This is a genomic window from Microbacterium sp. K35 (assembly GCF_004794375.1).
GTDB lineage: Bacteria > Actinomycetota > Actinomycetes > Actinomycetales > Microbacteriaceae > Microbacterium > Microbacterium sufflavum.
Genome location: NZ_SSDM01000054.1, coordinates 1 through 10,287, shown reverse-complemented (window position 1 = coordinate 10,287; position 10,287 = coordinate 1). Strand labels below are relative to the sequence as shown.

Below are 10,287 nucleotides of genomic sequence, written 5' to 3'. Positions count from 1 at the left end.
GGCGCCTGCTGCACCGGTGCGGGGCGCACGTGCGGCGCGCGCTCCGGCACCAGCTCGGTCACCGCGGCCGGGGTGAGCTCTTCGAGCGGGGCCGAGATCGCGGCCTTGCGCAGCAGGTCCTTCACGTCGCGGCGCTGCTCGGGGAGCACGACCGTGACAACCGTGCCCGCGGCGCCGGCACGCGCGGTGCGGCCGGAGCGGTGCAGATAGGCCTTGTGCTCGACGGGCGGGTCGACGTGCACCACGAGGTCGACGTTGTCGACGTGCACACCGCGCGCCGCGACATCCGTGGCCACGAGCACGCGCACCCCGCCGTCCTCCGGAGCGGTCGAGAACGCGCCGAGGTTGCGCTCGCGCGCGTTCTGCGAGAGGTTGCCGTGCAGGTCGACCGCGGGGATGCCGGCGGCCGTGAGCTGCTTGGCGAGCTTCTTCGCCTGGTGCTTCGTGCGCGTGAACAGGATGCGACGGCCGGTGCCGGACGCCAGGTCGCGCACGAGCACGGTCTTGTTCTCGGTGGAGTCGACCACCAGCACGCGGTGCGTCATCTCGCCCACGGGCACGCTCGCCTCATCGACCTCGTGGCTGACCGGGTTCGAGAGGAACCGGCGGGCGAGGGTGTCGATGCCGCGGTCGAGGGTCGCGCTGAACAGCAGGCGCTGACCGTCGGCGGGCGTCGCCGCCAGGATGCGGGTGACGCCGGGGAGGAAGCCGAGGTCGGCCATGTGGTCGGCCTCGTCGAGCACCGCGACCTCGATCGCGCTCAGACGCACGACCTGCTGCTTCATGAGGTCTTCGAGGCGACCGGGGCAGGCCACCACGATGTCGACGCCGCCCTGCAGCGCCTTCTCCTGCGGACGCTGGCTGACACCGCCGAACACGGTGGTGACGCGGAGCCCGACGGCCTCGGCGAGCGGGGCGACGGTGGCGGCGATCTGCGTCGCGAGCTCTCGGGTCGGCGCGAGCACCAGGCCGCGGGGGAGCCCGGCGCGGCGCTTGGTGCCCGAGGCCGCGAGCCGCGCCACGAGCGGAAGGGCGAAGGCGATGGTCTTGCCGCTGCCGGTGCGTCCGCGACCGAGGAGGTCACGGCCGGCGAGCGAATCGGGAAGGGTGTCGCGCTGGATCGCGAACGCCTCGGTCTTGCCGGAGGCGGCGAGAACGGCGGCGAGCTCGGCGGGAACGCCGAGATCGAGGAAGGAAGGCATGCAGAAAACTCCGTCAGCGCCCGACAGGGGCGCGGTAGTGGGGTGAGGTGGGCGAGGACGCGGCGGATCGCGCGTCCGTTCGCCGTACGTATGGCCAGTTCGGGCTGGTGATGGGAGCGCCAGGCGCTCGCTTCGGTCCTCGGAGACCCCTAGACGACGACGATGCTGACCGGCCGGCGGCGCGAGCAGCGGTGTCAGTCTACCAGTGGCGGCATGCCGGAGGCCGCATGGCCGGTGTCAGGCGTGCAGCGCGTCGTTCAGCGTGACCCCGACGCCGGCGCGCTGGACCGCCTCGACTGCACCGGTGAGGGAGTTGCGGCGGAACAGGAGGCCGTCGCGGCCGGACAGCTCCGCGCCCTTCACGGTCGGACGGCCGCCGTCCGGAGTGACCGGGCCGTCGGCCAGCACGATCTTGGTGCCAGCCGTGACGTAGAGCCCGGCCTCGACCACGCAGTCGTCACCCAGCGAGATGCCGATCCCCGCGTTGGCGCCCAGGAGCGTGCGCGACCCGATCGAGACACGGTGCGTGCCGCCGCCGGAGAGCGTGCCCATGATGGAGGCGCCGCCACCGATGTCGCTGCCGTCGCCCACGACGACACCCTGCGAGATGCGGCCCTCGACCATGGAGGCGCCGAGCGTACCGGCGTTGAAGTTCACGAAGCCCTCGTGCATCACGGTGGTGCCGGGGGAGAGGTGGGCGCCGAGGCGCACGCGGGACGCGTCGGCGATGCGGACACCGGCGGGCTGGACGTAGTCGGTCAGGCGCGGGAACTTGTCGAGCCCCTGCACCTGGATGCCCGCCCGCTGGAGCTGCGGGCGCAGACGGGCCGCGTCGGACGGCAGGACAGGTCCGGCGTTCGTCCAGGCCACGTTCGGCAGGTGGGCGAAGATGCCGTCCAGGTTCAGCTCGTTCGGGCGTGCGACCAGGTGCGACAGCGCGTGCAGCCGCAGGTATGCGTCCGCGGTGGAGGCGGGGGCGGCGTCGAGGTCGACCTGGAGCTGGACGACCTCGACCGTCACGTTGCGGCGCTCGTCCGGCCCGGCGAGCGGGACCAGGGCGTCGACCGCGGCCGCGGCGTCCTCGGTCGAGGGGGCGACGGTGCGCACCTCGGGGAACCAGGCGTCCAGGACGGTGCCGTCGCCGGCCGTCGTGGTCAGTCCGATGCCCCACACAGTTCTCGCGTCGCTCATACCTCCACGGTATCGCGGGCCGACCCGGGCATCCGCCCGCATGACGACGGTCGGTAGGCTGAGGGCATGGTGCTCGATCTGACCGCGTCCTCTGCTGCCCTCACCCGCGCGATCTGCGACATCCCGAGCGTCTCGGGCGACGAGAAGACGCTCGCCGACGCCATCGAGCAGGCCGTCGCCCCCCTCGCGCACCTCGAGGTCATCCGGCACGGGAACACGATCGTCGCCCGCACCGACCGCGGCCGAGACCGTCGCGTGGCGATCGCCGGCCACATCGACACCGTGCCCGTGAACGGCAACCTTCCCACGCGCGACATCGAGGTCGACGGCGAGCCCTACCTGTGGGGGCGCGGCACGGTCGACATGAAGGCGGGCACCGCGGTGCAGCTGAAGCTCGCGGCCGAGCTGACCGACCCCGCGGTCGACATCACGTGGATGTGGTACGACAACGAAGAGGTCGAGGCGACCAAGAACGGGCTCGCGCTGCTGGCGGCGGCACGTCCCGACCTGCTCCAGGCGGACTTCGCGATCCTGGGCGAACCGTCGAACGGCGAGGTCGAGGGCGGCTGCAACGGCACGCTGCGGGCGATCGTGCGTACCTCGGGTGTCCGCGCCCACAGTGCCCGGGCGTGGATCGGCGAGAACGCCATCCATCGTGCCGCGCCCATCCTCACCCGTCTGGCCGAGTACCGCGCTCGGGAGGTCCCGGTCGAGGGGCTGCTGTACCGCGAGAGCCTCAGCGCCGTCCGCATCGCCGGCGGGGTGGCAGGCAACGTCATCCCCGACGCGTGCGAGGTCGAGGTCAACTACCGCTTCGCGCCCAGCAAGTCGGCCGCCGACGCCGAGGCCCACGTGCGCGCGGTGCTCGCGGGGTTCGACGTGGAGATCACGGATGCGGCCGAGGGGGCACGCCCCGGGCTGGACGCCGACATCGCGCGGGACTTCGTGGCGGCGGTCGGCGCCGAGCCGCGACCGAAGTACGGCTGGACCGACGTGGCGCGCTTCTCGGCGCTGGGCATCCCCGCCGTGAACTACGGCCCCGGTGACCCGCACCTCGCCCACCACGACGAGGAGCGGGTGCCGCTCGCGCAGATCGCGGCGGTCGAGCAGGGCCTGCGGGCATGGCTCACCTCGCACTGAGCACGGCACGTCGCTGGGCCCGGCTTCCCCTTCCGCTGCGCATCGGCCTGATCTATCTCGGCGCGCGCGTCGTGACGACGGGGTTCCTGATCGCGGCGGCGTCGCTGTCCACCGTCTTCTCGCGCTTCGGCGGTGACGCGGGCCTGATCGACTTCGTGCTCGGCTGGGACGCCCAGTGGTACTGGCAGGTGGCCGTCCACGGGTATCCGAGCGAGCTGCCGCTGACCGACGCCGGCGAGGTCGCCGAGAACGCGTGGGCGTTCATGCCGGTGTTCGCATACGCCGCGAAGGCGCTCGGTTTCGTGCTCGGCTCGTGGGGAGCGGGAGCGTTCGTGCTCGCCCTCGTCGCCGGCTACCTGGCCTGCCTGGCGCTGCACCGCCTGCTGCGCGATCGCATCGGCAGCGGGGCCGCGCTCTGGGCGGTCGTGTTCTTCGCCGCAGGGCCGCTGGCCGCGATGTTCCAGGTGGGCTATGCGGAGACGCTGTTCCTGCTGCTGCTGTTCCTCGCCCTGGACGCGACGATCCGCCGGCAGTACGCGTGGCTGTACCTGCTGATCCCGGTGATGGGCTTCACGCGACCCGGGGTTCTGGCGTTCGCGCTGTACCTCGGCCTCCACGGCATCCTCCGCTGGATCCACCGCCGCGACGATCCGCTCGCGCTGCGCGAGGTGGTGCACATCGTGGCGGTCGGCGCGCTCGCCGTCGCGACCGGCTTCGCGTGGCAGGTGATCGCCGCCGTCGTCACGGGCGACCCCGGGGCGTATCTCGCGACCGAGCTCGCCTGGCGCCGGCACTGGATCGTGGGCGGCGTCGACGGCTTCGTGCCGTTCGAGGGGTGGGTGCAGGCGTCCCAGTTCTGGTTCTCGCTGTGGGGGCTTCCCGCCGCGGGGGGACCCGTCGCGCTCGTGCTGCTCGTGGTGGCCGCGGCCCTCGCGCTGCTGTTCGCCCGCCCGGTGCGGGCACTGGGTGCGGACCTGCGCCTGTGGAGTGCGAGCTACCTGCTGTACCTGCTGGCGGTGTTCTTCCCGCAGTCGAGTACGTTCCGGTTGCTGCTGCCGCTCAGCCCGGCGTGGGGCGCGGTCGCGGTGCCCCGGTCGCGCGCCTGGCGCCTCGGCGTGCTGGTGCTGTGCCTGCTCGGTCAGTGGGTGTGGATCTACCACGTGTATGCGCTCGGCAGCACGTTCTGGCAGGTTCCCTGATCGCGCGGGAGAACGGGATTGTGTCGGCGTGACGTCCACGGCGCGGTGTCACCCGATAAACTCGTTCCATACCACCGGAGGAAAGGGAGCCACGATGGCAGCGATGAAGCCGAGGACCGGAGACGGACCGATGGAGGCCGTGAAAGAAGGACGACTCATCATCGTGCGCGTTCCGCTCGAGGGTGGCGGCCGCCTGGTCGTCTCCGTGAACGACGCCGAAGCGAAGGAGCTCCACGACGTGCTGGGTGCCGTCGTGACGCCGGCCTGATCGAACCGGGTCCGCTCGTGCGGAACCAGGAGGGCGATGGATCCGCGGATCCATCGCCCTCTTTCGCTGTTCCGGCCCCGTGCCCGCGGTCAGTCCTGGTCGTCGAGGCGCACCAGCTGCAGCAGTCCCTCACCGGCCGGCGACACCGTGGCCAGCACCGCGGAGGACTCCTGGGTCGCCTGCACCAGCGAGCGGTAGGCGGAGGTCACGTCGTCGCGCTGCACGGGGTCGGCCACGCGACCGCCGGCGAGGATGCGCGGCACGAGCACGAGCCCGCCGACCCGTGCGAGCCGCAAACCGTGCTCGACGTACTCGATCACGTTCTCCGGGTCGGCGTCGACCAGCACGATGTCGTACGAGGACTCGTTCATGCGCGGCAGCACGTCGCTCGCGCGACCCGTGATGAGGCGGGCGCGGGTGGACGGGACGCGGGCGTCGGCGAACGCCTGGCGTGCCGCAGCGAGATGCTCCGGCTCGTTGTCGATCGTGGTCAGGACGGCCTGCGGGGCGCCGCGCAGCAGCCAGAGGCCGGACACGCCGGCACCGGTGCCGATCTCGACGATCGACCGCGCCCCCGCAGCGGCGGCGAGCACGGCGATCTGCGAACCGACCGCGGCGCTCACGGGGGCGGCACCGAGCTCGACCGCGTGCGCGCGCGCCCTCGCGAGGGAATCCGGTTCGACGATGGATTCTCGAAGGAAGCGCGCGTTGGCGTCGTGCTCGCTCATGGCCTGACTCTCCCTGCCTGCGTGGGTGATGCCTCCAGGGTATGGGCTGTCTGCGCGCAGACTCCGCAGGCGCGGCGGTAGCCTGGTCACATGACGTTCGGTCTGACCTTCGAGAAGCTGCTGCTGATCGGCCTCATCGCGGTGCTGATCATCGGACCCGAACGTCTTCCCCGTGCGGCCGAGAGCTTCGCGCGACTCGTCCGCAAGGCCGGCGAGTACCTGCGCGACACCAAGTCGCGGATGCGGGAGGAGATGGGCCCGGAGCTCGACGACGTCGACTGGCGCAAGCTCGACCCGCGGCAGTACGACCCCCGGCGCATCATCCGCGACGCCCTGTTCGAGGAGCCCCAGCCGACGACCCCGGCCGCGGTCGCCGCCACCATCGCGGAACCGGCGGCCCCGCGCACCGCGCCGCCGGTGTTCGACGCGCAGAACCGTCCGCCGTTCGACTCCGAGGCCACCTGACCCGACGGTTCAGGAGACGCGGGATCGCAGTCGCGCGATGTCGTCGTCGCTCAGCAGCACGCGGGGGATCGCGGTCGCGACCGCGGCATCGCGCACCTTGAGCAGCACGGCGTCGCGCCCGACGCGGACGTGCTGGAACTCGGAGTAGGGGATCTCGGAGCGCCGCCGGTCGCTGCCCAGCTGCAGCCGGTCGTCCTCCAGCGCCACCCACACCACGCTCTCCACGGGCATGGCGGCCCGCACCGCACGGCGCGCGCTGGACACCGACAGCAGCACCGCATAGAGGCCGAGGGCGACCGCGACCGCCGGAGTGAAGGCCACGATGGCGGACGTCTCCTGCCCGGCGCGCGCGGTCGCGGTGAGGTTGAGCACGCCGATGATCAGGGCGGCGGCCAGCGCCAGCCACATGACGATGGCGACCGGGCGCGTGAGGGTGTAGATCGCGGCGTCCCTCGCCATGTGACGGAGCAGTCTCTCGTCCACGGTCACGGAGCGGTGCGGCATCCGGGCATCCTCCACGGGTCAGGAGATCGACATCGGCAGCGGTCGACCGGCGAGGCCGCGTCCCTGTCGTCCGAGCTGTGCGGCCAGAGTGCGGATGGCGGTCGCCGCCGCGTCGTCCGGCTCGGCGATCACGACGGGGTCGCCGACGTCGCCGCCCCGCCGCAGCGCGGGGCTGAGCGGGATCGATGCCAACAGCGGCACCGGGGAGCCGGGTTCCGACAGGGCCTCGGCGACCGCCGCCCCGCCGCCCGCGCCGAACAGGTCGACCACGGTGCCGTCCGGGAGCGTGTACGCCGCCATGTTCTCGACCACGCCGATCACCCGCTGTCCGGTCTGCCGCGCCACCAGTCCGCTGCGGATCGCCACCTCCGATGCGGCCGCCTGCGGCGTCGTCACCACGAGGACCTCCGCGTGGGGGAGCAGCTGACCGATCGAGATCGCGATGTCTCCCGTGCCGGGCGGCATGTCGATCAGCAGCACGTCGAGGTCGCCGAAGAAGACGTCGGTGAGGAACTGCGACACGGTCCGATGCAGCATGGGCCCGCGCCACGCGACGACCGACTCGCCGTCGCGCAGGAACATCCCGATCGAGATCGCCTTCACGCCGTGCGCGACCGGGGGCAGCATGAGGTCGTCGATGCGCGTGGGCTGCGTGCCGGCGGGGATGCCGAGCAGACCGGGGATCGAGAACCCGTGCACGTCGGCGTCGACGAGGCCGACCGCGAGCCCGCGCTGGGCGAGAGCGACCGCGAGGTTCGCGGTGACGGTGGACTTGCCGACGCCGCCCTTCCCGCTGGACACGAGGATCACGCGCGTGAGCGACTCGGGTCCGAACGGCATGTGGCGCGGCGGGCGACCGGCGCGCAGCTTCTCGGTCAGCGCCTTCCGCTCGGCGGGGGTCATGACCCCCACGTCCACCTCGACGGTCTCGATGCCGGGCACCGCGGCGGCCGCGGCGCGGACATCCCGCTCGATGCGGTCAGCGGCGGGGCACCCGACGATGGTCAACGCGATCCCGACGTGCGCGACGGTGCCGTCGACCTCGATGTCCCGCACCATGTCGAGCTCACCGATGGGGCGTCGCAGCTCCGGGTCCGTGACGGCGGAGACGGCGCTGCGGACGCTGTCGGCCGCGGTCATGGGGTCGCGCCGCCCGCCGGCTCGTCCTCGGCGTCGTTCAGCTCGGCCAGCAGCGCCTTCAGCTCCTGGCGCAGCACGTCTCGGGTGACCGCCTGCGAATTGCGCTCCTCGAGCGCCATGCGCAGCGCCACGATCTCCCGCGCCAGGTACTCCGTGTCGGCGAGGTTGCGCTCGGCCCGCTGGCGGTCCTGCTCGATCTGCACGCGGTCGCGGTCGTCCTGCCGGTTCTGCGCGAGCAGGATCAGCGGGGCGGCGTACGAGGCCTGCAGTGACAGCATGAGCGTGAGCGCCGTGAACCCCAGGGCCGCATCGTCGAAGCGCAGGTGGTGCGGCATGAGCGTGTTCCACCCGATCCAGAGGATGCAGAACAGGCTGAGGATCACGAGGAAGGCGGGCGTGCCCATGGCCCGGGCCACCCACTCCGTGAACCGTCCGAAGCGGTCGCGGGAGGTGGTGCGGGGGCGCGTGGTTCCCCGCCCCGGTGCGTCCAGGCGCGGCGTCGACCGGCTCATCCTCGCCATCAGCGCGCCCCCGTCGTGGGCGACGCGTCGTCGCTGTCGTGCGTGCGCCAGTCGTCGGGCAGCAGGTAGTCCAGCACGTCGTCGATGCTGATGGCGCCGACGAGGCGGTGGGCAGCGTCGACCACGGGGAGCGACACCAGGTCGTAGCTGGCGAGCATGCGGGCGACCTCGGCCGCGGAGGCCGTGACCGGGACGGGTTCGAGGCTGTCGTCGAGGATGGCGCCGAGGCGCTCGTGCGGCGGGTAGCGCAGCATCCGCTGGAAGTGCACGAGGCCCAGCAGGCGTCCGGTCGGGGTCTCGAACGGGGGCAGCGTGACGAACACCGCGGCGGCGAGGGCGGGGTGCAGCTCGTGACGGCGGATGAGCGCCAGGGCCTCGGCCACGGTCGCGTCGGCGGAGAGGATGATCGGCTCCGGCGTCATCAGACCGCCCGCCGTGTCGGGGCCGTAGCGGAGCAGCATCCGGACGTCCTCTGCCTCTTCCGGCTCCATCAGCTCGAGCAGCTGCTCCAGGCGGTTGGGCGGCAGCTGTGCGAGCAGGTCGGCGGCGTCGTCCGGCTCCATCTGGTCGAGGATGTCCGCGGCGCGCTCGTCGCCGAGCCGGTCGAGGATGTGCACCTGCTCGTCCTCCGGCATCTCCTCCAGGGCGTCGGCGAGACGGTCGTCGGAGAGCTCTTCGGCGACCTCGATCATGCGCTGCTGCGGCAGGTCGAGGAGGGTGTTGGCGAGGTCGGCGGCGTGCAGTTCGGAGTACGACGCGACGAGCTGCTCGGCGGACTGCGCCTCGCCCGGCGCCCGCTCCTCGGCGACCTCGTTCCAGGCGGCGAACGTCGTCGGCCCCTTGGCGAAGGGGGAGGCCCCGGTCTTCGGTCGCCGCAGGAAGAGCTGGCTGATGGCCCATTCGCCCAGACGGTTCGGCTCGATCGCCACGTCTTCGATGACGGCGGTGCCGCTGCCGTCGATGAGGCTCACGCGGCGCCCGAGCATCTCCGCGAGCACCCGCACCTCACCGGCTCGCGGTGAGAAGCGGCGCACGTTGATGAGGCCCGTGGTGATGACCTGCCCCGACCGGATCGAGGTGACCCGCCCGATCGAGAGGAACACGTGGCGGCGGCCGGGGATCTCGACCACGAGGCCGATCACACGAGGGGCCGCGGTACTTCGATACACGACGACGACATCCCGGACCTTGCCGAGCCGGTCGCCGACGGGATCGAAGACGGCGCACCCTGCGAGGCGCGCGGCGAAGACCCGTTGTGTGCTCACTCGTCCAGCGTATCCCGGGGGTCTGGCCCGCGGCGGCCGCACGCCATCCGCGGCGGCCGTGAGCACGGCATGGAAGAATGGCTTGATGAGCATGCTTAATCGCCCAGCGAACGGCACGGACACCGGCGAGATCGTCGCCTCGATGCGCGACTACGAGAGCGCGCAGAAGACGGTGTCGAAGCTGATCGCCGGAGAGGTGCCGGCGCGGGACATCGCGATCGTCGGGCAGAGCGTCCGCACGGTCGAGCGGGTGACGGGGCGCCTCGGCTATGCCGCCGCTGCCCGATCGGGCGCGATCAACGGCGTGCTGATCGGGCTCTTCCTGTCGGCCATCCTGGTGCTCGGCAACCCCGAGGTCCCCATCCAGCTGTTCGTGGGATTCGTCTTCATCGGTGTCGCGGTCGGCATGCTGCTGAGCCTCGTGACGTACGCGATCGTCCGCCGGCGCCGCGACTTCGCGAGCGTCACGCAGTTCGCCGCCGATCACTACGAGGTCACGGTGCAGGCGGCGTCGCTGGCCAAGGCCCGCCAGGTGCTCGGTGCCACGCGGGTCGCTCCGGTGCGCCCACCCGTGAACCTGGACGAGCCGCCGCGCTACGGGGAGCGCATCACCCCGGGCGCCGGTACCCCCGCTCCCGCTCCCGCACCCCCGGCTGCCCCGGCT

The 10,287-nt window shown here is 72.2% G+C and carries 12 protein-coding genes; 5 read left to right on the top strand and 7 right to left on the bottom strand.

What is annotated here, in order from left to right; translation table 11 throughout:
- Together DW299_RS01460 and dapD are read right to left on the bottom strand one after the other, a co-directional pair.
- Positions 1-1,202 (bottom strand): DEAD/DEAH box helicase (locus DW299_RS01460; RefSeq protein WP_136035380.1); only part of this gene is annotated, 1,202 nt, incomplete at its 3' end.
- Positions 1,203-1,439: 237 nt separating this feature from the next.
- Entirely contained in the window at positions 1,440-2,393 is a 954-nt protein-coding gene (dapD, locus tag DW299_RS01455) for a 2,3,4,5-tetrahydropyridine-2,6-dicarboxylate N-succinyltransferase (protein ID WP_136033204.1), read from the bottom strand.
- Between the two features lie 66 nt (positions 2,394-2,459).
- On the opposite strand from dapD, the gene dapE reads away from it, so the two are divergent.
- The 3 genes from dapE to DW299_RS01440 all read left to right on the top strand — a co-directional run bounded on the left by dapE (position 2,460) and on the right by DW299_RS01440 (position 5,000).
- Complete coding sequence (gene dapE / locus DW299_RS01450) at positions 2,460-3,533, top strand: succinyl-diaminopimelate desuccinylase (protein WP_136033202.1); 1,074 nt, start codon at positions 2,460-2,462, stop codon at positions 3,531-3,533.
- Positions 3,515-4,732, top strand: a complete 1,218-nt coding sequence (locus tag DW299_RS01445) for a hypothetical protein (protein WP_136035379.1) — start codon at positions 3,515-3,517, stop codon at positions 4,730-4,732. Before dapE ends, DW299_RS01445 begins: the two co-directional genes overlap by 19 nt.
- A 94-nt stretch (positions 4,733-4,826) precedes the next feature.
- Positions 4,827-5,000 carry a DUF3117 domain-containing protein gene (locus DW299_RS01440; RefSeq protein WP_136033199.1) on the top strand — a complete coding sequence of 58 codons (174 nt, stop codon included), beginning with the start codon at positions 4,827-4,829 and terminating at the stop codon, positions 4,998-5,000.
- Between the two features lie 89 nt (positions 5,001-5,089).
- On the opposite strand, the gene DW299_RS01435 is transcribed toward DW299_RS01440, so the two are convergent.
- On the bottom strand, positions 5,090-5,728 hold the full coding sequence (locus DW299_RS01435; RefSeq protein ID WP_136033197.1) for an O-methyltransferase: 639 nt from the start codon (positions 5,726-5,728) through the stop codon (positions 5,090-5,092).
- Between the two features lie 90 nt (positions 5,729-5,818).
- Here DW299_RS01435 and DW299_RS01430 point away from each other — a divergent pair, with 90 nt between their 5' ends.
- Positions 5,819-6,193, top strand: a complete 375-nt coding sequence (locus tag DW299_RS01430; RefSeq protein ID WP_136035378.1) for a twin-arginine translocase TatA/TatE family subunit — start codon at positions 5,819-5,821, stop codon at positions 6,191-6,193.
- Positions 6,194-6,202: 9 nt separating this feature from the next.
- Here the strand turns inward: DW299_RS01430 and DW299_RS01425 are convergent, their stop codons facing one another.
- The 4 genes from DW299_RS01425 to DW299_RS01410 are packed head-to-tail and all read right to left on the bottom strand — an operon-like array spanning position 6,203 to position 9,623.
- The gene (locus DW299_RS01425; protein ID WP_136035377.1) at positions 6,203-6,697 is read right to left on the bottom strand and encodes a YcxB family protein; all 495 of its coding nucleotides are present in this window, start codon (positions 6,695-6,697) and stop codon (positions 6,203-6,205) included.
- An 18-nt stretch (positions 6,698-6,715) separates the two neighbouring features.
- Positions 6,716-7,837: an Mrp/NBP35 family ATP-binding protein gene (locus DW299_RS01420; RefSeq protein ID WP_136033192.1), complete on the bottom strand. Its 1,122-nt coding sequence runs from the start codon at positions 7,835-7,837 to the stop codon at positions 6,716-6,718.
- Positions 7,834-8,358, bottom strand: coding sequence for a DUF1003 domain-containing protein (locus DW299_RS01415; protein WP_136033189.1), 525 nt, complete (start codon positions 8,356-8,358; stop codon positions 7,834-7,836). Before DW299_RS01415 ends, DW299_RS01420 begins: the two co-directional genes overlap by 4 nt.
- Positions 8,358-9,623: a magnesium transporter MgtE N-terminal domain-containing protein gene (locus DW299_RS01410; RefSeq protein WP_136033187.1), complete on the bottom strand. Its 1,266-nt coding sequence runs from the start codon at positions 9,621-9,623 to the stop codon at positions 8,358-8,360. Before DW299_RS01410 ends, DW299_RS01415 begins: the two co-directional genes overlap by 1 nt.
- A gap of 85 nt (positions 9,624-9,708) precedes the next feature.
- Here DW299_RS01410 and DW299_RS01405 point away from each other — a divergent pair.
- Positions 9,709-10,287 (top strand): YflT domain-containing protein (locus DW299_RS01405; RefSeq protein ID WP_136035376.1); only part of this gene is annotated, 579 nt, incomplete at its 3' end.